Annotated in this window: 14 protein-coding genes and 3 pseudogenes; 6 read left to right on the top strand and 11 right to left on the bottom strand. The window is 65.8% G+C overall.

The window, feature by feature from the left end; genetic code table 11:
- Position 1: 1 nt before the first annotated feature.
- From JHD73_RS15465 to JHD73_RS15445, 5 genes are read left to right on the top strand one after another with little or no spacing between them, the layout of a single operon-like run.
- Positions 2-1,420 carry a protein-glutamate O-methyltransferase CheR gene (locus JHD73_RS15465; protein WP_199031154.1) on the top strand — a complete coding sequence of 473 codons (1,419 nt, stop codon included), beginning with the start codon at positions 2-4 and terminating at the stop codon, positions 1,418-1,420.
- Positions 1,401-2,105: a chemotaxis protein CheW gene (locus JHD73_RS15460; RefSeq protein ID WP_199031153.1), complete on the top strand. Its 705-nt coding sequence runs from the start codon at positions 1,401-1,403 to the stop codon at positions 2,103-2,105. Before JHD73_RS15465 ends, JHD73_RS15460 begins: the two co-directional genes overlap by 20 nt.
- A complete protein-coding gene (locus tag JHD73_RS15455; protein WP_199031152.1) occupies positions 2,102-4,441 on the top strand; it encodes a hybrid sensor histidine kinase/response regulator in 2,340 nt (779 codons plus the stop codon). The genes JHD73_RS15460 and JHD73_RS15455 overlap by 4 nt, the downstream gene beginning before the upstream one ends.
- A complete protein-coding gene (locus JHD73_RS15450) occupies positions 4,438-5,445 on the top strand; it encodes a chemotaxis response regulator protein-glutamate methylesterase (RefSeq protein ID WP_199031151.1) in 1,008 nt (335 codons plus the stop codon). The genes JHD73_RS15455 and JHD73_RS15450 overlap by 4 nt, the downstream gene beginning before the upstream one ends.
- A 53-nt stretch (positions 5,446-5,498) precedes the next feature.
- A complete protein-coding gene (locus JHD73_RS15445) occupies positions 5,499-6,629 on the top strand; it encodes a PleD family two-component system response regulator (protein WP_269848282.1) in 1,131 nt (376 codons plus the stop codon).
- On the opposite strand, the gene JHD73_RS15440 is transcribed toward JHD73_RS15445, so the two are convergent.
- The 5 genes from JHD73_RS15440 to JHD73_RS15420 form a co-directional block, all read right to left on the bottom strand.
- Entirely contained in the window at positions 6,626-9,304 is a 2,679-nt protein-coding gene (locus tag JHD73_RS15440; RefSeq protein ID WP_199031150.1) for an EAL domain-containing protein, read from the bottom strand. The genes JHD73_RS15445 and JHD73_RS15440 overlap by 4 nt on opposite strands.
- Before the next feature lie 234 nt (positions 9,305-9,538).
- Positions 9,539-10,498, bottom strand: a complete 960-nt coding sequence (locus JHD73_RS15435; RefSeq protein WP_199031149.1) for a fatty acid desaturase family protein — start codon at positions 10,496-10,498, stop codon at positions 9,539-9,541.
- Between the two features lie 23 nt (positions 10,499-10,521).
- Positions 10,522-12,648, bottom strand: coding sequence for a 3-hydroxyacyl-CoA dehydrogenase NAD-binding domain-containing protein (locus JHD73_RS15430; protein ID WP_199031148.1), 2,127 nt, complete (start codon positions 12,646-12,648; stop codon positions 10,522-10,524).
- A 12-nt stretch (positions 12,649-12,660) separates the two neighbouring features.
- Positions 12,661-13,866: an acetyl-CoA C-acetyltransferase gene (locus tag JHD73_RS15425; protein WP_199031147.1), complete on the bottom strand. Its 1,206-nt coding sequence runs from the start codon at positions 13,864-13,866 to the stop codon at positions 12,661-12,663.
- A 27-nt stretch (positions 13,867-13,893) separates the two neighbouring features.
- Complete coding sequence (locus JHD73_RS15420; RefSeq protein ID WP_199031146.1) at positions 13,894-15,036, bottom strand: acyl-CoA dehydrogenase family protein; 1,143 nt, start codon at positions 15,034-15,036, stop codon at positions 13,894-13,896.
- Positions 15,037-15,122: 86 nt separating this feature from the next.
- On the opposite strand from JHD73_RS15420, the gene JHD73_RS15415 reads away from it, so the two are divergent.
- The gene (locus tag JHD73_RS15415) at positions 15,123-16,160 is read left to right on the top strand and encodes a GlxA family transcriptional regulator (protein WP_199031145.1); all 1,038 of its coding nucleotides are present in this window, start codon (positions 15,123-15,125) and stop codon (positions 16,158-16,160) included.
- Between the two features lie 17 nt (positions 16,161-16,177).
- Here the strand turns inward: JHD73_RS15415 and JHD73_RS29530 are convergent, their stop codons facing one another.
- The 6 genes and pseudogenes from JHD73_RS29530 to JHD73_RS15395 all read right to left on the bottom strand — a co-directional run.
- On the bottom strand, positions 16,178-16,303 hold the full coding sequence (locus JHD73_RS29530; RefSeq protein ID WP_269848283.1) for a hypothetical protein: 126 nt from the start codon (positions 16,301-16,303) through the stop codon (positions 16,178-16,180).
- A 62-nt stretch (positions 16,304-16,365) separates the two neighbouring features.
- A pseudogene (locus tag JHD73_RS29135) lies at positions 16,366-16,561 on the bottom strand (4-oxalocrotonate tautomerase); the annotation flags it as partial.
- A 57-nt stretch (positions 16,562-16,618) separates the two neighbouring features.
- Positions 16,619-18,646, bottom strand: a pseudogene (locus tag JHD73_RS15410) (TonB-dependent siderophore receptor); the annotation flags it as partial.
- A gap of 223 nt (positions 18,647-18,869) precedes the next feature.
- Positions 18,870-20,516: a PepSY domain-containing protein gene (locus JHD73_RS15405; RefSeq protein WP_199031143.1), complete on the bottom strand. Its 1,647-nt coding sequence runs from the start codon at positions 20,514-20,516 to the stop codon at positions 18,870-18,872.
- A gap of 2 nt (positions 20,517-20,518) precedes the next feature.
- The gene (locus JHD73_RS15400; protein WP_199031142.1) at positions 20,519-20,785 is read right to left on the bottom strand and encodes a hypothetical protein; all 267 of its coding nucleotides are present in this window, start codon (positions 20,783-20,785) and stop codon (positions 20,519-20,521) included.
- A pseudogene (locus JHD73_RS15395) lies at positions 20,782-20,989 on the bottom strand (hypothetical protein); the annotation flags it as partial. The pseudogene JHD73_RS15395 and the gene JHD73_RS15400, both read right to left, overlap by 4 nt.

Here is a 20,989-nt window from a genome sequence, read left to right as displayed (position 1 = left end):
TATGGTGGCCGTTGACCCTCGATTTGAAGCCTGGCTCTCGCACGAGACCGGTATTGACGCGCCATCGCTCGGCACGAACACGCTGGAGCGCGTGGTGCTGGACCGCACGCGTGCCATGCTGGCCGCCCGCGGCATGCCAAGCACGGTGGATGCCGCAGCGCTCGACGCCTACTGGCTGCGCCTGAACACCTCGCCGGAAGAGCGGCAGGCGTTGATCGAAGCGCTGGTGGTGCCTGAAACCTGGTTCTTCCGAGACCGCGAAGCCTTTGTCACACTCGCCCGTCTGGCTGGTGAGAAGCTCGTGCGTGAGCCGATGCGCGTGCTGCGCATCCTGAGCGCGCCATGCTCGACCGGTGAGGAGCCCTATTCGGCCGCGATGGCGCTGCTCGATGCGGGCATCGACCCCGCGCGCTTTACCATCGACGCGATCGACATCAGTGCGCGCGCACTTGATGTGGCCAAGCGCTCGGTCTACGGGCGCAACGCTTTTCGCGGCCATCCGCTCACGTTCCGCGAGCGGCACTTCACCGAGGCGGAAGGCGGCTGGCAGTTGAATGAAACCGTGCGTGGGCTGGTGCGCTTTGCGCAGGCCAATCTTTCTGATGCGCCGGCCGATGACACGCGCTACGACTTCATCTTCTGCCGCAACGTGCTGATCTACTTCCACCGGGATGCGCAGGACCAAGCCATCCGCCGGCTCGATTCGCAGTTGGCGGACGACGGCATGATCTTCGTCGGCCCGGCGGAGACCGGCCTGATGATGCGCCATGCGATGAGTTCTGCGCGCATTCCGCTGGCGTTTGCTTTCCAGCGCACGCCTGCGGGGGAGACGAGTGCGCGGACACCACTACCGTTCCGCTTGCCGCTTCCACCCGAGAAGCCCGCTGCGGTGCCGGTGGGTTTGCCCGGCATTACGCTGCCGACCGTGCCCGTGCGCCCGGTGGCGGCGCGCGTGCCTGCCGCCAAGCCGGCTCCCGCGTTTTCGGCACGGCCCGCGACCTTGGCCGTACCGGCCATCCCTGTTCTGGACGCCCTGCTGCCCGAGCCGCCCACCTTGGCGGAAGCACGCCGACTGGCCGACGCCGGCCGCTTTGACGAGGCCGAGCACGTGGCGCTGGAGATCGCCAACCTGCGGGCGCCCGAAGCCGATACGTTCTACCTGCTCGGCCTGATTGCCGATGCACGCGGCCGCCACACCGATGCGGGCGATTTCTACCGCAAGGCGCTGTACCTGGAACCGGCGCACTACGAAGCCCTGACCCACCTGGCCGCGTTGCTGGACGTGGCCGGTGACACGGTCGGCGCACGCCAGCTCATGCTGCGCGCGGAGCGGGCCTTGGCGCGCCAGGGCAGGGCACCGTCCGCACCATCCGACACACCGGAGTACACACGAGGAACGCATGGCGCACGCCGTCCATGATCACGCGGGCGTGACCACGCTCGTTGACGACTGCTGGAACCGCATCGGCACCCGCGGCGATCAGTCCTGCCCGCAGTTGCCAACGTACACGCGCTGTCTGAACTGCCCCGTCTTTGAACAAGGTGCTGCCGCGCTGCTCGACCGTGCGCTGAGCCAGGACGATCTGGAAGCCGCCGCACGCGCCCACCGCAGCGCTGCACCGCTGCGTGCGCACGACCACGCCGATGCAGAACTGGCTGTGCTCGTCTTCCGCATTGCCGACGAATGGCTGGCGCTGCCGGCGACCGCACTGCGGCAGATCGACACGCCGCGCGCCATCCATTCGCTGCCGCATCGGCGCAATCGGGTGGTGCTGGGTCTGGTCAACATTCGCGGCGCGTTGACGGTGGCGGTGTCACTGGGCGAGCTGCTGGGCCTGGACCTCTCGGGCAGCGGCAAGCATGGGAGCCGAAATGGCTATGCGCGCCTGCTGGTGGCCGCGCACCAGGATGAGCCGGCTGTCTTCCCGGTGGATGAGGTGGAGGGTGTGCTGCGCTTTCCGGCGTCTGCCTTGCTGCCGGTGCCGTCCACCTTGACCGCCGCCGCCACGGCGCACGCACGGGGCGTGCTGGCTTGGCGCGAGACCATGATCGGCGTGCTCGATGCTGACCGCCTGTTTGATTCGATTGCCCGGAGCCTGCGATGAGCGTGGATGACGATCTGGGCCGCCAATCGCTGCTCGCGCTGTTCCACGAAGAGGCGCAAACGCAGACGCGCGTGCTGTCCACCGGCTTGTTGACGCTGGAGCGTACACCCACCGACGCCGCCGCGCTGGAAGCCTGCATGCGTGCGGCGCACTCGCTCAAGGGCGCCGCGCGCATCGTCGGCCTGCAGGATGGCGTGGACGTCGCGCACCGCATGGAGGAATGGTTCGTGGCTGCGCAGCGCGGCACACTGGTGCTGACCGCCGCGCATATCGATGTGCTGCTGCGCGGGACGGATCTGCTGCTGCGTGTTGGCCAGCCCGCCACCGCAGGGCAGGTGCCGCGCGCGGAGATCGACGCTGTGCTCGCCGCGTTCTCTGCCGCCGACGGTGTCGCCGCCGTGCCTGTTGCTACAACGTTTGCGGACCCCGAACAAGCCGCCGAAGACGCAACGCTGAAGGCCGCGATGGCCTTGCTGAATGCCGAGGTGGAGGCCCTGTCTGTGCCGGCGCCGCAAACCGAATCACAGTCCGAGCCCATGGCAGAGGTGCCGCATCGCGCCCCGATCGGCACCGCGCGCGATCCGCACCGCATGCTGCGCGTACGCGCCGACAACCTGGACCGGCTGCTGAGCCTGTCCGGTGAATCGCTGGTGGAATCCCGCTGGCTCAAGCCGTTCGGTGAGTCGATGCTGCGTGTCAAGCGCAGCCACCGCTCAGCCACGCTGGCACTCGATACGCTCTACGAAACCCTGGTCGAGCGGCTAGACCCCCATGCTGATGCCGACATGCACGCCGCGCTCAACGACGTGCGCCAGATGCTCGGCCACATGCAACAGACGCTGGGTGAGCACATCGACGATCTCGACCGCTTTGACCGCCGCAGCACCCACCTTGCGCAGCAACTCTACGACGAAGCTCTGCAATGCCGCATGCGCCCCTTTGGCGATGCCACGCACGCCTATCCGCGTGTGGTGCGTGATCTGGCGCGTTCGCTGGCCAAGCGCGTGCGCTTTGCCATCGTGGGCGAAGCCACCCAGGTCGATCGCGACATTCTCGACATGCTCGATGCCCCACTGGGTCATCTGCTGCGCAACGCCATTGACCATGGTGTAGAGCCACCGGAAGCCCGCGAGGCACAGGGCAAGTCCGCCGAGGCCAGTATCACGCTGGAGGCGCGCCACAGCGCCGGCAAGCTGCTGATTACCGTGGCCGACGACGGTGCGGGCATCGACCTGGAAGCCGTGCGCGCAGCGGTGGTGCGGCGCGGCCTGTCAGATGCTGATACCGCCAGCCGCCTGTCGGACCATGAACTGCTCGACTTCCTGCTGCTGCCGGGCTTCTCGATGCGCGAGCAGGTGACGGACTTGTCCGGCCGTGGGGTCGGGCTCGATGCTGTGCACGAGATGGTCAAGGCCGTGCGCGGTACGGTGCGCATCCAGACCGAGCCTGGCCGCGGCACGCGCTTCATGCTGCAGTTGCCGCTTACGCTGTCAGTCATCCGCAGCCTGCTGGTGGACGTGGGCGGCGAGGCGTATGCGTTTCCGCTGGCGTATGTGCGGCGCACGCTGGAGCTGGCCCGCACCGAGATCGACATGCTCGAAGGGCAGCAGCATTTCCGCTTCGACGGCCGCCCGGTGGGCCTGGTGATGGCGCACCAGTTGCTTGGCACGCAGCCGCAGGGTGAGGCGCGCGACAGCGTGCCGGTGGTCGTCATTGGCGAGGGCGCAGAAACCTATGGCATTGCTGTCGACCGTTTCCTGGGCGAGCGCATGCTGGTCGTGCAACCGCTGGATACACGGCTCGGCAAGGTGCGCGACATCGCCGCCGGGGCGCTGATGGAGAACGGCGATGCGGTGCTGATTGTCGATGTGGATGACCTGCTGCGCTCGGTCGACAAGCTTGTGCGCGGCGGCCAGTTAGAGAAAGTGCAGCGCGGGCAGGGCGTGGCCGTGCAGCAACGCAAGCATGTGCTGGTGGTGGATGATTCGCTCACGGTGCGCGAGCTGGAGCGCAAGCTGCTGGAGAAGCGCGGCTACGTCGTCACCGTGGCCGTGGACGGCATGGACGGCTGGAATGCCTTGCGTGGCGCCCAGTTCGACCTCGTCGTTACCGACATCGACATGCCGCGCATGGATGGCATCGAGCTGGTCACGCTCATCAAGCGCGATGCCGTGCTCAAGTCATTGCCGGTGATGGTCGTGTCCTACAAGGATCGGGAGGAGGATCGCCGCCGTGGGCTGGAAGCCGGTGCCGATTACTACCTCGCCAAGGGCAGTTTCCACGATGAAGCACTGCTCGACGCAGTGCGAGACCTGATTGGAGAGGCGCGGACATGAACATCGGCATCGTCAACGATATGCCGCTGGCGGTGGAAGCCATGCGCCGTACGATTGCGCGCAGGCCCGAGCACCGTGTGCTGTGGGTGGCGACCGATGGCGCGCAAGCGGTGGACTTTTGCGCCGCGCAGCCGCCCGACGTGGTGCTGATGGACCTGATCATGCCGCGCTTTGACGGTGTGGAGGCCACCCGCCGCATCATGGCATCGAGCCATCCGTGCGCGATCCTGGTGGTCACCAGCAGCGTGGGCGCCAACGCGTGGCGCGTGTACGAGGCGATGGGCGCGGGGGCGCTCGATGCTGTCGATACACCCACGCTGACCAGTGGCACCGATGCCGAAGGCAACCACCCGCTGCTGACCAAGATCGACCAGATCGGCCGCCTGCTGGAAAAGCCCACCATGCCCAAGCCACACGCCATTGCACCCGTGCGTGGCGGAGCAGCGCCACTGGTGGCGATCGGTGCATCTGCGGGCGGCCCGACCGCGCTGGCGGCTGTGCTGGGCAAGCTGCCGGCGGAGTTTCCGGCCAGCATTGCCGTGGTTCAGCATGTGGACCAGGCATTTGCCGCGGGCATGGCCGAATGGCTGGATGGCCAGACCGCGTTGAACGTGCGGGTGGCCGTAGAGGGGGATCGCCCGCGCGCTGGCGAGGTGCTGCTGGCCGCCACCAACGACCACATGCACGCGCTGCGGGGCGGCACCTTCGGCTACACACGCGAGCCTGCCAGCACGCCGTACCGGCCGTCGGTGGATGTGTTCTTTCACAGCCTGGTCGAACACTGGCAAGGCATAGCCATTGGCGTGTTGCTCACGGGCATGGGGCGCGATGGCGCCATCGGCCTGAAGGCCATGCGTGCCAAGGGCTATCACACCATCGCACAGGACGAGGCGACCAGCGCGGTGTACGGCATGCCCAAGGCAGCGGCGGCGCTGGACGCAGCGCGCGCCATCCTGCCGCTCGGCCGCATTGCCGATGAACTCATGGTGCTTGTGCGCAAATGAAAGCGGCACGGGCCATGATCGACAACACATAACCAAAAACCGGGGAGCATCACATGACCAACCAACCTCACGACAGTCCACGCGGCCCTGAGGGGCCAAGCGGCCCGGATGGCTCGGACGACAAGCCCATCCCGGCAGCGGAAGCCGCACTGGAAGCGGCGCGCACCCTGCTGCGTACGCCGGCCGCTGCCGACGTACCGGTGATGGTGCTGCTGGTGGATGACCAGGCCATTGTGGCCGAGGCCGTCCGCCAGGCGCTGGCCGGCGAGGACGGCATCGACTTCCACTACTGCGCCCGCTCGGATGAGGCGATGATCGCCGCCATCCAGACGCGGCCTACTGTCATCCTGCAAGACCTGGTGATGCCGGGCACCGATGGCCTGACGCTGGTACGTGACTACCGCGCCAACCCGGTGCTGCGCGATGTGCCCATCATCGTGCTGTCTACCAAGGAAGAACCGGTCATCAAGAGCGCTGCGTTTGCTGCGGGCGCGAATGACTACCTTGTCAAACTGCCGGACCGCATCGAGCTGCTTGCGCGTATCCGTTACCACTCGCGCTCGTACGTCAACCTGCTGCAGCGCGATGAGGCGTACCGCGCGCTGCGCCAGTCGCAGCAGCAGTTGCTGGAAGCCAACCTGGAACTGCGCCGCCTGACCAACTCCGACGGTCTGACGGGCTTGGCCAACCGCCGCTACCTTGACGAATACCTGAGCGCGGAATGGCGGCGCGGTGCACGCGAAGGGACGACGCTGTCGTTCCTGATGATCGACGTCGACAACTTCAAGCTCTACAACGACACCTATGGCCACGTGGCGGGTGATGAAGTGCTCAAGCGCATCGGCAGCACGGTGGAAGCGTGTCTGGGCCGCCCCGGTGATCTGGCCGCGCGCTTTGGCGGCGAGGAGTTTGCCGTGGTGCTGCCGGGCACCAGCGCCGAGGGGCTGCGGGTCCTGGCTGAAAAAATCCGCAGCGCAATCGAGACGCTGCAGGTGCCGCATGTCCATTCGTCCACGGGCGCGTACGTGACCGTGAGCGTGGGCGGCGCGATGGTCAGCCCGGAGCACGACGTGCCGATCACCACGCTGATCGAAGCCGCTGACCTGGCGCTGTATCAGGCCAAGCATGACGGCAAGAACCGCGCGGTGGTGGGTGCCAGTGTGGGCGCTGGCCGCGGCGTCTAGGTTTCGGCGAGCTGCCGCTCGACCACAAAGGCTTCGAAGGCTGCTGGCGGCACCGGTGGGCAGAAGAGGTGGCCCTGCCCGTAGTCGCATCCGGCGGCAACCAGGATGGCCCGCTGCTCCTCGGTCTCGATGCCCTCGGCAATGACCTTGATGCGCAGCGCATGCGCCATGCTCACGATGGCGCTGCACAGTGCGATGTCTTTTGGATTGTCCGCCAGGCTGCGCACGAATGACTGGTCGATCTTGATGCAGTCGATATCGAAGCGCTTGAGGTAGGACAGCGACGAGTACCCGGTGCCGAAGTCGTCGAGCGCAATGTCGATGCCGGCGCGATGGAAGTCATTGAGGTGCTCGACCACATCGGCGTTGTCGGCCATCAATGAGCCCTCCGTGATCTCGACAACCAGGCTGTGCGGTGGAATGCCTCTGCGCATCACCACCTTGGGCCAGGACGTATCTCCTGTGGCGTTGGCACGAAACTCCACCGGCGATTTGTTGACGGAGACCTGCAGCGTGTCATCCAGCGTGGCGTGCCAGTGCATGAGTTGGTCCAGCGCTTCGTTCAGCACCCATTTGCCGATCTCGACAATCAGGCCGGAGTCTTCTGCCACCGGAATGAAATCCGCCGGATCGATCTCGCCGCGCGCGGGGTGTGTCCAGCGGATCAGCGCCTCCGCCTTGCGTACCTTGCCGGTATGCATATCGACGATGGGCTGATAGTGCACCGCGAGCTGGTTCTGCTGTAGCGCCACGCGCAGGTCGCTCGTGATGCGCAATCGTTCCTGTTCTGCGCGCTGCAACGCCGGGGTGAAAACGGCCCATTGATTGCGCCCCGCGCTCTTGGCCGCGAACATCGCTTGATCGGCCCGCACCAGCAACGATTCCGCGCTGTCCGCATCGCGCGGATAGAGCGCCAGCCCAATGCTGGCCGACACTTCCACGCTTTCCTGACCAAGCTGCAGCGGAGTCGCTATCCGTGCCAGCAGACTGCGGATGATGGGCGCGGCAGCACCCGCGTCGGACAGGTCCGGCAGGATGATGGTGAACTCGTCACCGCCCAGCCGCGCGACCGTATCGGTGCCGCGCACGATGGCGGAGATGCGGCGTGCGATCTCCTTGAGCAGGATGTCGCCCTGGTCGTGGCCGAGCGTGTCATTCACCTCCTTGAAGCGGTCCAGATCGATGAACAGCAGCGCGACTTGCGTGTGCGCCTGACGGGCTCGCGCAATCTCCTGGCGCAGGCGTTCATAGAACAGGTGCCGGTTGGGCAGATCGGTGAGCGTGTCGAAGTTGGCCTGCCGCCAGATGACCTCTTCCGCACGCTTCTTCTCGGTCATGTCGTGGATGAGCGCAACGCGGCGCGGTTCACCCAGCGCGCTGCCGGCAAACGTGTCGATGGTCAGCAAGGCGGGGAATTCGCTGCCATCCTTGCGGCGGATTAGGTATTCGCCACTCCACGTGCCCTTGTCGGCAACGGCCGTCCGCATGGCGTCGACCACGGCGCGCTCATTGCATTCAGAGCGGATGGCGTCGCTGGGCTGGCCCTTGAATTCTTGCGCGCCGTAGCCAGTGGTGATGGTAAAGGCCGGGTTGACGTCCACCACCTCGCCGTCGAGCGTCGTCACCATCATCGCTTCGCTGCTCGACGCATAGACGAGCGAGGCCATGCGCATCTCTTCCAGGTGTCGCTTGCGTTCCGCCATCTGCCGGCGCAGTGTGAGATACAGCAGCGCAATCAGCAATGTGGAGGCGATGCCCCCCACCACGGCGGTGTGCCGGTACGTCTCGAACGGCTCCAGCACCGATGCCACCGACTCGCCAACCAGAAAGTAGAGCCCGATCTCGGGCACGTGGTGATAACCGATGATGCGCTCGACGCCGTCGGTGCCAGAGACCACGCGGTAGCTACCCGTTTCCGGCGCGCCCGGTTCGTTGAACTGGCGCTTGCGCGGTGGTTTCTCCATGCCGACGGCGGGGTCGGGCACGCGGGCGATGATCAGGCCCGAATCCTTGATGATGGTGGCCACGCCGTTCTTGCCCACGGTGAGCGTGTTCGCAAAGCCGGCAAACTGCTCCGGGCTGACCGACACCACCACCACGCCCGCAAAGCGCCCAGCCTTGAGGATGGGGCGCGTGAACTGGATCGACCATTTTTTCGAGACCTTGCCCTGGACCGGGTCGCTGATGAACAGGGCATCGTGCCCGCCCGCTTCCTTGTGCACGCGAAAGTGCTCGCGCTGGCTGAGGTCAACGCGCTCAGTAACGGGGCCGATGCTGGAGTAGAGCAGCATCCCGTTCTCATCGATGACGGACACCTGGAAGGTCAGGTCGCGCACGACTTCCTGCCGTTCGCGGATGACCTGTTCGAATACCTCGCGTCCGGCCAGCCAGCTGGCGCGCAGGTCGAGCAGGAACTCCGACACGCGCCGCGTACTGCCCAGCGAGTACTCGCCAAAGGCCTGCGCTTCAACCTCGGTACGTGCTTCGGCGTCGCGGATCAGCCGGTCGTGCTCTTTCGTGAGCTGGTGGAGGGTGAACCACCAGATGAAGACCAGGCACGCCACTGCGCCAACGTTGAGCGGCGACAGCAGCCCGCGCAGCCTAAGTGTTCCCCTTGGCAGCCATCGCCGCTCTGACGTTGTGCCATCTGAAGCCTTCGATTGCGCCGCGGCCATCCCCACTCCAGGGTGTGCTCATCCATGTGTCTCCGGGGCCAGTCGTCTCTGGGGACGCCTTTCCTGTGGCCCGGGGTCTCGGCAACTCCATGCACCTCACTCTATATCGGAGCAGATCACATGTGTCTTAAGCCAAACGGCGGGGGGGGGGGAGGCTGAAAAAGCGCAATCGTTTGCCTGTGCATACCCGCCTTGCTGGCTGGTGTGTGGGCACAACGTTCTGCGTTGACCGGTTCAGCGCATGTTGTCGAGCATGCCGCGCGCTCGCACGCGGGGGAGGTCGGTGGCGAGTGCGGTGTCTACCCTGTCTGAGGTACGGGGGGCCGTGCATCTGCGGATCACCGCCCAGTACGATGGGGCGATGCAGCGGGCGTGTACGTAATAGCCGCGCTGTGTCAGCAGCCGGTGCAGGGCGGGCAGCCGGTAGGACGGCACGCTCGCGGCCAGGTGGTGTTCAACGTGAAAGTTCACCCGGTTCGGCCCGATGAGCAGCCGACCGAGCGGCCCGGCCAGCGTGGTGCCGGTGTTCTCGCGCGGGTCGCGTGAGAGGTGGTCTGGCACGCCGCCGTGCTCGCTCATCACCCGCACGCGCACCAGCAGCGGAAACACGAACACCATGCCGATCCACCAGCAGGCATAGACCTGCGGCACACCCAGCGCCCACAGCGTGCCGAACAGCACGCCATGCGCCACGAGGAAAGGCGCGGTGGTCTTCCAGTGGAAGGTCTGCACCTGATAGACGAGGTTCTTCACACCGTTGATGCCCGACACGTCCCGCAGGAGTTTGCGCGCGAGGCTTGCCCGCTTGGCCGGGTAGCCGTGCACGAAGGCAAGGTCGGGGTCTTTGGCGGTGCCTGCGGTGCGATGGTGTTCCAGATGGCCCTTGCGATACGCCTGGTACGGCACGTTGGGCAGACCGCCGAACAGCCACGTCCCCGCCCATTCGTTCATGCGCCGCGAGCGAAAGAACGCCAGATGTGCCGTGTCATGCGTGAGGATGCCCAGCCCCAGCGCGCGCCCCGCCAGCACGATGGACGCCACACCCCATGCAGCCGGATGCGGCCACACGGCGGGTAGCGCAAATGCTGCGGCAATCAATGCAAAGTTGACCGCCGTCACCCACCATGCGCGCCAGTCTGATGGGGTGGTCAGTGCCTTCAGCTCGGCCTTGTCGATTACGTGCAGGACGGACATCGCGCGGCTCCCGTTGTGGTCGATCAGCGTTCGTAGAACGCAGCCTGCTGCGTTGCCATGTCCCGCAACAGCGCGGGTGGTGTGAAGCGGCGGCCATGTTCGGCGGCCAACCGGTCGCACAGCGCAACGAAGGCGCCCACGCCCACGCGGTGGATGTGCGATACCGGCCCGCCCCGGAATGCCGGGAAGCCCCAGCCGAGCAGTGCACCCACATCAGCATCGCGCGCGTTGGTTACGACGCCTTCGTCCAGGCAGCGCGCGGTTTCCACGGCTTGCACAGCGATCATACGGTCGATGAGCGTCTGCACATCAGGCTGCGTAGCGGCCTTTGGGTACGCCGTCGCCAGCCCCGGCCACAGCGCCTTCTTGCCGCCTTCGGGATAGTCGTAGAAGCCCTGGCCCGCCTTGCGGCCGATGCGGCCCAGCGCCACCATGCGCTCGGCCACGGCTTCGCCGGGGCGCTCAATGTACGCGACGCCCAGGTCCGCGCGGGTCTGCTGATTGACCTTGTGGATCAGCTCGCTCGACACTTCGTCGATGAGCGCGAGCGGCCCGACCGGCATGCCGGCCTGCAGCCCGGCGTTTTCGATCAGCGCGGGGGCCACGCCCTCAGCCAGCATGGCTAGCCCCTCCAGCACGTAAGTCGAGAACACTCGACTTGTATAGAAGCCACGGCTGTCGTTGACGACGATGGGCGTCATGCCGATGGTGCGCACGTAGTCGAGCGCCTGCGCCAGTGTGGCCTGCGTGGTCTGTCGCGCGACGATGACTTCCACCAGCGGCATCTTGTCGACCGGCGAGAAGAAGTGCAGGCCGATGAAGTTGCCTGGCCGGCTGCTGGCTTCTGCCAGCCCCGTAATCGGCAGCGTAGATGTGTTGGACGCAAAAATGGCATCCGGTGACAGCACGGCCTCGGCCTGGCGCGTGACATCGGCCTTGACGTCGCGCTGCTCGAACACGGCTTCGATGACGAGTTCGGCGCCGTCCAGGTCGGCATAGCGCGTAGTTGGCTTGATGCGCGCGAGCAGTGCCTCAGCCTGTTCGGCGTGCAGACGGCCGCGCTGTACCTGTTTCTCGACCAGCTTGCGCGAGTAGTCCTTGCCGCGTTCGGCGGCTTCCTGCGTGCTGTCGAGCAGCACGACCGGCAGACCCGCCTTGGCCGTGACGTACGCAATGCCGGCACCCATCATGCCAGCGCCCAGCACGCCCACCTTCGCGTAGCGGCGCACCGGCACATCGGCGGGGCGTGCGGCCAGTTTGTTGGCAGCGTTCAGGCTGAAGAAAAGGGTACGGATCATCGCGCGGGCCTCGGGCGACAGCACGGCCTGCACGAAGTGGCGTGCCTCGGTCTTCAGGCCAGTATCCAGATCGGTGATGAGCCCTTCGTACACGCACGACAGGATGCTGGCCGCCGCCGGATAGTTGCCGTAGGTCTTCTGCCGCAGCATGGCGTTGGCCGCCGTAAAGATCTGCTGCACGGCGGGGCTGGAAATGCCGCCACCGGGCACCTTGTAGCCTTTGATGTCCCACGGTTGCTGCGTATGGGTCTGACCTTCGCCAAGCAGCCACGCGCGTGCGGCGCCGGCTTCCTCACCGGCATTGACCACCGCATCGATGATGCCGAGCTTGAGCGCATCAGCAGCCTTGATGCGTTTGCCTTCAAGCAGCATCGGTAGCGCTTTCTGCACGCCAATCAGGCGCGGCAAGCGTTGCGTACCACCGCCTCCTGGTAGCAGACCCAGCGTGACTTCCGGCAGACCGAAGCGTGCGCGCGCGTTATCTGCGGCCACGCGGTAGTGGCAGGCGAGTGCAATCTCCAGCCCACCGCCCAGCGTAGAGCCAGGCAGCGCCGCCGCCACGGGTTTGCCGCAGGTTTCCAGCTTGCGCAGCGCGCGGTGCAGTTCGCACGTGCGATCGAACAGGGTGGCTGCGTCGTCGCTGGCCTGCAGCCATTCGAGATCGCCGCCGGCAATGAAGTCCGGCTTGGCGGAGGTGATGAGGATGCCCTTGACGTTGGCATCCGTAATCACCTGGTCGATAGCGGCGAAGAAGGCGGCGCAGGTCTCGCCGTTGAGTACGTTCTGTGTGCGGCCCGGCTGATTCCACGAGAGCGTGGCGATGCCGTCGGCGTCGATGGTGATGTCGATCATGTCGGCTCCCGTTCAGATGCGTTCGATGATGGTGGCGGTGCCCATGCCCGCACCCACGCACAGCGTGGCCAGGCCCGTGCTGGCGCCGCGGCGTTCCAGCTCGTCGAGCAGCGTGCCGAGGATCATGGCGCCCGTGGCGCCCAGCGGATGGCCCATCGCGATGGCGCCGCCGTTGACGTTGATGCGCTCGTGCGGCACGGCCATGACCTCCATGAAGCGCAGCACCACGGAGGCGAACGCTTCGTTCAGTTCATACAGGTCGATGTCCGACGCAGACATGCCTGCGCGCTTGAGCGCTTTCTCGGCGGCGTAGGAGGGGCCCGTCAGCATGATCGACGGCTCGGAGCCGATGCTGGCAAAGCTGCGGATGCGTGCGCGCGGCTTGAGGCCCGCACGCTGGCCGGCTTCGCGGCTGCCGATCAACACGGCTGCCGCGCCATCGACGATGCCCGAACTGTTGCCGGCGTGGTGCACGTGATTAATGCGTTCCAGCTCCGGATAGCGCTGGCGGATCACAGCATCGAAGCCGTATTGCTCGCCGAGTTCGGCAAATGACGGTTTGAGTTGCGCGAGTGTGTCCACGGTGGTCTGCGGGCGAATCATCTCGTCGCGTTCGAGGATGGTCAGGCCGTTCTGGTCGCGCACCGGCACGATGGCGCCGGTGAACCGGCCTGCCGTGGCAGCAGCGTGCGCGCGACGGTGGCTCTCGGCGGCGTAGGCATCGACATCGCGGCGGCTGTAGCCAGACTGGGTGGCGATGGTGTCGGCCGACACGCCCTGCGGCACGAAGTACAGCGGGATGGCCGCTGCCGGGTCGACCGGCCATGCACCGCCGCTCGCGCCCATCGGCACGCGCGACATGCTCTCCACACCGCCGCCGATGGCGAAGTCGCTCTGCCCGGCCATCACCTGTGCGGCGGCCATGTTGCAGGCCTCCAGGCCGGAAGCGCAGAAGCGGTTGATCTGCACGCCGGCCGTCGTCTCGGCATAACCGGCGGCGAGCACCGCCACGCGGCCGATGCAGGCGCCTTGTTCGCCCACGGGTTCCACACAGCCAAGCACCACGTCGTCCACCAGCGAGGTGTCGAGCTGATTGCGGTCACGGATGGCGCGCAGCGCGGTCGCGGCCAGGCGCAGCGGCGTCACGCCATGCAGGCTGCCATCCTTTTTCCCCTTGCCGCGTGGCGTGCGTACGGCGTCGTAGATATAGGCTTCCATTGCGTTCGATCCTTGGTGTCGTAGTCGTCAAAGGGTGCGGGCGATCAGCTCTTTCATGATCTCGTTGGTGCCGCCGTAGATCTGCTGCACGCGCGAATCGGCCCACGCACGTGCGATGGGGTATTCCCACATGTAGCCGTAACCACCGTGCAGCTGCACGCAGCGGTCCATCACCTTGAACTGCAGGTCGGTGGTCCAGTACTTGGCCATCGATGCGGTGGCGGCATCGAGCTTGCCGGCCAGCTTCAACGCAATGCATTGGTCCACAAACACGCGGCCGATCTGCACCTCGGTCTTCAGCTCGGCCAGCGCGTGGCGTGCGGTCTGGAAATCGAGGATGGATTTGCCGAAGGCCTGGCGCTCGCGCACGTAGCGCAGCGTCCAGTCGAGTGCGCCCTCTGCGGACGCGATCGCGCCGATGGCGATCTGCAGGCGCTCCCACGGCAGCTCCTGCATCAGGTACGCAAAGCCGCGATGTTCCTCGCCCAGCAGGTTGGCGGCGGGCACGCGCACGTTGTCGAAGAACAGCTCGGCGGTGTCCTGCGCCTTCATGCCGACCTTCTTCAGGCGCTTGCCCTTGCTGAAGCCGGCCATGGACGTATCCACCACGAACAGGCTCGTACCCTTGGCGCCGCCTTCGGGCGTGGTGCGCGCCACGACGATCACCATGTCGGCATGCCAGCCGTTGGTGATGAAGATCTTCGAGCCGTTGAGCACGTAGTGATCACCATCGCTGCTGCGTGTCGCGGTGGTGCGCACGCCCTGCAAGTCGGAACCGGCGCCAGGCTCGGTCATGGCAATCGCGCCGATCATCTCCGCACTCGCCAGCTTGGGCAGATAGTGCTGCTTGAGCGACTCGCTGCCGTAGTGCAGCACGTAGGGTGCGACGATTTCCGAGTGCAAGCCAAAGCCCAGGCCCGTGGCGCCTGCGCGGGCGATCTCCTCCATCAGCACCGTGCTGTAGCGGATGTCGGCCCCGGCGCCGCCGTAGGCCTCGGGCATGCTGGCGCAGTGGTAGCCGGCGGCAGCGGCCTGTTCCCAGATGGCGCGATCGACGTAGCCTTGCTCTTCCCAGCGCTCGTGGTGGGGCAGGACTTCTGCCTCGATGAAGCGGCGGACGGATTCGCGAAAGGTGTCGTGTTCGGCATCGAACAGCGTGCGGGCAATCATGACGGCTCCGGAGGTGGGGCAGATGGTTGCCGTATTTCAGCAAGACCCGCACAATTTCGGTTGATCTGGATAGCCACGTTATTGATATGAAGCGCCAGCCGAAAACCACCTCCAAACGCCTCCGGCGACTGGAGCGCCCAGAGCGCGCCCGCATCGCCATCCTGTTGCCGCCGCGCCTGTTCGCGGGCTATGTGTTTCTCACGCAGGAGATGCTGCTGGTGGCCGGCACTATGCAGGCGCGCAGCGTGGACGTGAAGGGCAGTCGCCTGTTCGAGATCGATCTGCTGTCGGCCGATGGACAACCGGCCATCAGCTTTGCCGACATGGCGGTGCCGGCGAGTGGCGCGTTGCGCACGGCCGGCCTGCACGACGTAGTGATCGTGCCTGGCCAGTTCGCGCCCGGACCGACGTTGGAGGGTGAGGAGCCGTTGTTTGCCGATTGGCTGCGCGCGCAGTACGACGCCGGCGCGCTGGTGGTGGGCCTGAACGCTGCGCCGTTGTTCGCCAAGGCAGGCTTGCTCGACGGGCGCCGCGCGACGGGGCTGGCGAGCGAGCGCACGTGGTTCGCGCGCTACTTTCCAGAGGTGCATTACACGCCGGACAAGCCGCTGGTAGTGGATGGCCGCCTTATCACGGTGAGCGGTATCAACCCGGCTGTGGATGCCTGTGCCTATGTGATCGACCACTGCCGAGGCGCGGGTGCATCGCGGCGCATGCTGCGCACGGCGCTCACACAGTCGCTGCCGTCATACGAGCACATGGCCGTGTGGACGGCGCAGTTCAAGCGCCATGGCGATGCGGCCGTGCTGGCTATTCAAGAGATTGTGGAGCGGGAGTTGGCAGCACCACCCCCACTGGCGGAACTGGCCGCCCAGGCGGCGATGAGTGAGCGGACGCTGACACGCCGTTTTGCCGCCGCCACCGGCAGCAACCTGCGGCGCTACGTGGCGGCGTTAAGGCTGGAGTTGGTGGCGTTCCTGTTGCGCACCGGCAGGCAACCGCTGGAACACATTGCGGATGAATGCGGCTTTGGCAGCGTCAGTGCGCTAAGCCGTGCGTTTGCAGTGGGCTACGGCAGTAGCCCACTGCGTTACCGGGCGCAGCAGCGAGGCGGCCCGGCGTAGACGCACGCTTGCACCCTTCACGGACGCAGCAGATCGAAGCCGGCCAGCAATACGATGCCCGCCAGTGCCGTAAGCGGCAGCGAGTGTTGGCCGAAATACAGCAATGCGGCGGCCAGCCAACTGGCCGCAAAAAAAGCACTCATGCGGTTCATGATCACACCGATTGTTCTGTGAGCAGAGGGGCGCAGCCAGCACATTGCGCCTATCACGCGTGCTGGAAGCGGTACTCCTGCGTTTTGCCGCGATAGTCATAAACCGCAGCGCGGACGTCCTGTACATAGATATAGGACGCCTCGTGCAGATTGCCGAGCCGTGCTGCAAAAGCCTCGCGCCTCGGCGATGTACTGCGCCTTCTCCGCTTTGGTGCTGGTTTCGTCCGTCACCTTGATGTCGAATCAGAAATAAACCGTTGCACTGGCCCGGATGGTCCGTGGCGCCCCTTGCGCGAGGATGAACCCCCAGCTCGGCAGCCAGTATTTCTCGTTGGTCAGGTTGTCGATGTTGAAGCGGAGCGTGACGGGCTTGCCGCCCACTTTGGTGCTGTAGCGCGCACCCACATCAAACGTGTGGTACCCCGGCACGATATTGCTGTTGTTGGCCTCCAGCGCCGCGTTGCCGATGTACTGGCCACCGGCCGACAGCACCAGCCCGGGCATGGTCGGCACCGCGTATTCCACATACGCCGTCGCCTTGTACCGCGGCGATCCGTAGGCGCGCTTGCCAAGCACGGACGCATCGGACTCAGTGTTCTCGGAGTTCATGAGCAGCAGCCCGCCAAGCACTGTCCAGTCCCGCGCGATCTTGCCGCGTGCGCTCAGCTCCAGGCCGCGGTAGCGCGTCATGCCGTCTTGCGTGTACACGTTGTCCGGGCGCAGATAGGCAAGGCCGCGCTGCACTTGGAACAGCGCCGCACCCAAGGTCCAGTCATGCACCTCCGCCTTGGCACCCACCTCAACCTGCTTGCTCTTGAGGGGGCCGAACACGGTGCCTGTGTTGAGCGCCGTGATGGGTGCGCTGGCGCCGGCTTCGAGCGATTCGACATAGCTCGCATACAGCGTCACCGGCTGCATGGGTTTGAACATCAGCGCCAGCGTGGGCGTGATCGGCTCGCGGTCGTACTTGGCAGATACGTCGCCGTTCGGGGCGTAGCCGGTCTGGTTGAAGCGCGTGTAGCGCAGGCCGCCCAACACCGACCACTGTTCGTTGAACTTGACCGTATCGCTGGCGAAGACCGAGGTCTGATCGATCTTCGATGTGCGGTACATGCCCTCCGATGACGGCACCTGCATCAACTGCGCACCGGACGACACAAACGCCGACGGGTTGTACAAGTTGCCCGTGCCGAGGAAGGTGGAGGCGAAGCCGGTGTTGGCTTGCGTCAGGCTTTGCCACGATGTGCCGAACACCAGTTCATGCTCGATTGCACCCGTGCGTACGCGGCCGTTGGCCATCACCTGTGCTTGGCTGTATGCATAGCGCTGGTACGAGCTGTATTGCAGCTCGCTGAAGGTGCCGGCGTTATCGGTCAGTTGGATGGCGCTGTCGGCGTTGCCGCGGTTCTGCTGCGTGTAGCGGTATGACGCGCGCACGTTCCAGTCGGGCGCGGCTGCCCAGTTCAGCTCGGTGCCAACGGTCTTGATCTCGGTCTCGTAGTACGAGCCGCGCGAGGCCACGCGCTGGCTTCCGTCGATGGCGCGCGGCGTGCGCACGAGCTCGCTTACCGGCACGCCAAAGTCCTGTCCCGGGATGATGCCGTAATACGCGCCCTGCACGTTGCGCTGCATGTACAGGCCATCGAACGACCATTGCAGATCGGGCGTGATGCGCGCATCGAGCGCGAGTGATGCGGAATCGCGCTTGATATGACCGCCGTCGACAAAGGTATCGCCTTCTTCATGCACTACGCCAAGCCGTGCGCCCAGTGCCTTGGTGGGGCCGAAGCGCCCGCCCAGGTCGATCGACTCCTTGAGCGTGCCGCCGCTGGTATAGCCGAACGTGGCGCTGCCACCAAAGGTGTTGGTCGGGCGCTTGGTGACGAAGTTGGCAATGCCGCCTGGTGTGCCGAAGCCGTACATGAAACCCGACAGGCCCTTGAGCAGCTCCACGCGCTCGAAGTGCTCCAGCGGTACATCGCTGCCCCAGTTGGGCACAGCCATGCCGTCGATCTTGTAGCCCTCCAGCAAGTCGAGCTGCAGACCGCGGATGGTGATGTTCGATGCCTCGCCAATGTAGCCGTCGTTGTTGGCGGTCACGGACGGATCGCCCTTGAACACCTCGCCAATCGTCTGCGCCTGGCGGTTCTGAATCAGCTCCTGCGTAACGACGTTGATGGAGAACGGCGTGTCGAGCAGAGGCTTGTCACCCAGGGCACCGGTGCTGGCTTGCTTGGCACCGTACGCAGCCGCGTTGCCGGCGGAGACCTGTGTAGCGGGCAGGTCGACTTGGGCCGAGGTCTCCTGGGCCCAGGCGGGTGCACCCGCGCCCATGGCCGCGAGCATCCACGCGAGTTGCCGCGCCAGTGGCGTGACGCGTGGGCGTGCCGCCCGCGTGCGGCAGCGAAAGGTGGATCGACGTGAAATGGCGGCTGGCATGTGGTGCTCCCCTGAACAGCGATGTCATTGAAAAAGGCGTGCACGTGCCCACGCATGCCGTTGAACGGCAGGCGCGGGAACGTGCGGGTGGTTTTGTTTTTTTGAGGTGAGCCTGGCGTTAGGGCTCTTTGGCCACGCTCGGATGCAGGCCGTTGCCGGCGCGTGCGGCAGGCGTGTTTCTGGCGTCTACCTTGCGTGCCGGCATCGCCCAGACAGAATCAGGCGTACCCTGGCGCGCCCGGCGCAGCGTGGCACGTGCAAGGGCGACAAAGCCGCATGCAAGCACCAGCGCGCCCAGGTCAAAGCCAGCTACGTTCCACTCGCCGCGCGCGATCGTGCGCAGCAGGTGGTCGCCCGTCACGGCGGCATTGGTGATGGGCACCAGCACCGCCGCAATGGCTGCGGCGCTCAGCAGTTCCACCGCACCGCGCGCGGGTGGTCGTGCCAGCGCCCACGCAATCGCCGCAACGAACACGGTGTAGTACGTCACGCCCGTTGAGCGCTCCGGCCACAGCAGCGCCGCCGGGAACATCGCCATCACACCCACGCAGCAGCCAATGCATACGCCCACCGTGGCACGCGCCAGCAGCTGGTGCACGCGTGGCTGGTCGATGTTGCGCTGCTTGCGGCGCGATTCGATCCACAGCAGGTTGCCCGAATAAAAGACGAATGCGCCGGCAATGCCCATCACCAGGTACGCCAGGCGCAGGACGATGTCGCCATAGGTGCCGAAGTGCAGGCCATAGACGAGGCTGAAGATGCCGTGGTTGGTGTCGCGTGCATCGGGCGTTTGATTGCCGACGAGCTTGCCGCTGTTGGGCTGGCCGGCGGCGGCATGGATGGCGACAGAGCCGTAGTCACCCACCGCACGTGTGCTGCTGCCGCGTACTTCCGCCACGGCGTTGGCATCGCCGATGTGCTGGTAGTGGATCGACTTGACGGTGAAGCTGGTTCCGGCCGTTTCACGTGCGCGGGCGAGCAGTGCTTCCGCCGGCAGCATTGATGCCGAGTGGTTGGCGGCGACCACCGTGCCAGCCGCAGTGGTGACCCGCGGCACGGCATCAAACAGCTTGCCGTTGAGCGCCACGCTGTTGAATACCGTCATCAGCACCACGCTCAGGCACAGCACCGGCGCGGTCATCGCAAAGATCAGGTGGAACGGCAGGCTGAACAGGCCGAGCACGTTGTGCACGTCCATCCAGAAACGCTTGAGGTTGCGCCCGGGGCGCACGGCCAGCAGGTCTTTCTTCAGGCGCGGCAGGTGCAGCAGTACCCCTGAGATGAGCGCCACGCCGTACAGCACCGAGATCACCCCCATGAAGTACATGCCCATGTCTTCCAGCCCCAGCGAGTAGTGCAGCCGGTTCAGGAAGTTGGCCAGTTCCCCCTTGGAGGGTTCGAGCGACAGGTCTTTCGGTGTGGTCTTGCCGGCGGCGAGCTTGCTGCCGGTGGTCGTCAGCCAATCGCCCTTGCTGTTCTGCCAATAGGCCGAGAAGTCGGGCTCGCCCTCATTGGGGAGGATGACGTACGCGCTGGCGGCCGCAGCCGGGTGCGTGCGCACCAGTGTGTTCACGAAGTGGTCGACATCCGCCGGTGTTGTGGCAATGGCAGCGTGTTCGGCACGCAATGGGTTTTGCCACGCATGCAGCTCTTCATGAAAGACCGTGAGCGCGCCGGCAAAGAAGGCGATGAACAGTGCCCAGCCGGCCATCAGGCCGACCCAGGTATGCAGCGTCTGATACAGACGAAGGGTGGCGGATTTCATGGTCAGGTATGCAGCAGGCGCGGCAGCCACAGCACGCCAAAGGACAGGAGATTGGCGGTGCCGAACGCAGCCCATGCGCGGGCGCTGGTCGAAAACAGCACGCTCACGCTGATCAACACCGCCCACAGCGGTAGGCAGACGAGCAGCGCGCCGATGAGGCCGCTTTCCCAGCCGCCGGGTAGCCACAGGATCGCCAGCGTGCACAGTGCAATCGACAGGGGCAGGCCGAGTACCGTGCCCGCCAGCCATTTGGTGCCCATGCCGTTCATGGCCGTGCCTCCGCAGCATGGCGGCGTTGCTGCACCCACGCGCCCGCCAGCGGCCACAGCGAGAGTCCGCCCGCCACCACCAGCACCACGCCGATGGCCGCACCGGCCCAGCCGAGCACGTCGTTCCACAGCACCACGGCAATCGCTGCCATCGCCAGCGCGGCGCCGCAGAGCACACGGCCGCGCGCAAGCGAACCCGGCGCC

Source organism: Ralstonia sp. ASV6, assembly GCF_016429285.1.
GTDB classification, from domain to species: domain Bacteria; phylum Pseudomonadota; class Gammaproteobacteria; order Burkholderiales; family Burkholderiaceae; genus Ralstonia; species Ralstonia flaminis.
Note: the sequence above shows the minus strand (reverse complement) of the source record. Positions and strands in the feature narration are given on the sequence as shown.

Excerpts from the sequence above, each read along its gene's own strand:
- JHD73_RS15440 (WP_199031150.1), bottom strand. The coding sequence starts at position 9,304 with ATGGCCGCGGCGCAATCGAAGGCTTCAGATGGCACAACGTCAGAGCGG.
- JHD73_RS15420 (WP_199031146.1), bottom strand. The coding sequence starts at position 15,036 with ATGATTGCCCGCACGCTGTTCGATGCCGAACACGACACCTTTCGCGAA.
- JHD73_RS15455 (WP_199031152.1), top strand. The coding sequence starts at position 2,102 with ATGAGCGTGGATGACGATCTGGGCCGCCAATCGCTGCTCGCGCTGTTC.
- JHD73_RS15405 (WP_199031143.1), bottom strand. The coding sequence starts at position 20,516 with ATGAAATCCGCCACCCTTCGTCTGTATCAGACGCTGCATACCTGGGTC.
- JHD73_RS15450 (WP_199031151.1), top strand. The coding sequence starts at position 4,438 with ATGAACATCGGCATCGTCAACGATATGCCGCTGGCGGTGGAAGCCATG.
- JHD73_RS15430 (WP_199031148.1), bottom strand. The coding sequence starts at position 12,648 with ATGATCGACATCACCATCGACGCCGACGGCATCGCCACGCTCTCGTGG.
- JHD73_RS15425 (WP_199031147.1), bottom strand. The coding sequence starts at position 13,866 with ATGGAAGCCTATATCTACGACGCCGTACGCACGCCACGCGGCAAGGGG.
- JHD73_RS15445 (WP_269848282.1), top strand. The coding sequence starts at position 5,499 with ATGACCAACCAACCTCACGACAGTCCACGCGGCCCTGAGGGGCCAAGC.
- JHD73_RS15465 (WP_199031154.1), top strand. The coding sequence starts at position 2 with ATGGTGGCCGTTGACCCTCGATTTGAAGCCTGGCTCTCGCACGAGACC.
- JHD73_RS15435 (WP_199031149.1), bottom strand. The coding sequence starts at position 10,498 with ATGTCCGTCCTGCACGTAATCGACAAGGCCGAGCTGAAGGCACTGACC.
- JHD73_RS15400 (WP_199031142.1), bottom strand. The coding sequence starts at position 20,785 with ATGAACGGCATGGGCACCAAATGGCTGGCGGGCACGGTACTCGGCCTG.
- JHD73_RS15415 (WP_199031145.1), top strand. The coding sequence starts at position 15,123 with ATGAAGCGCCAGCCGAAAACCACCTCCAAACGCCTCCGGCGACTGGAG.
- JHD73_RS15460 (WP_199031153.1), top strand. The coding sequence starts at position 1,401 with ATGGCGCACGCCGTCCATGATCACGCGGGCGTGACCACGCTCGTTGAC.
- JHD73_RS29530 (WP_269848283.1), bottom strand. The coding sequence starts at position 16,303 with ATGAGTGCTTTTTTTGCGGCCAGTTGGCTGGCCGCCGCATTGCTGTAT.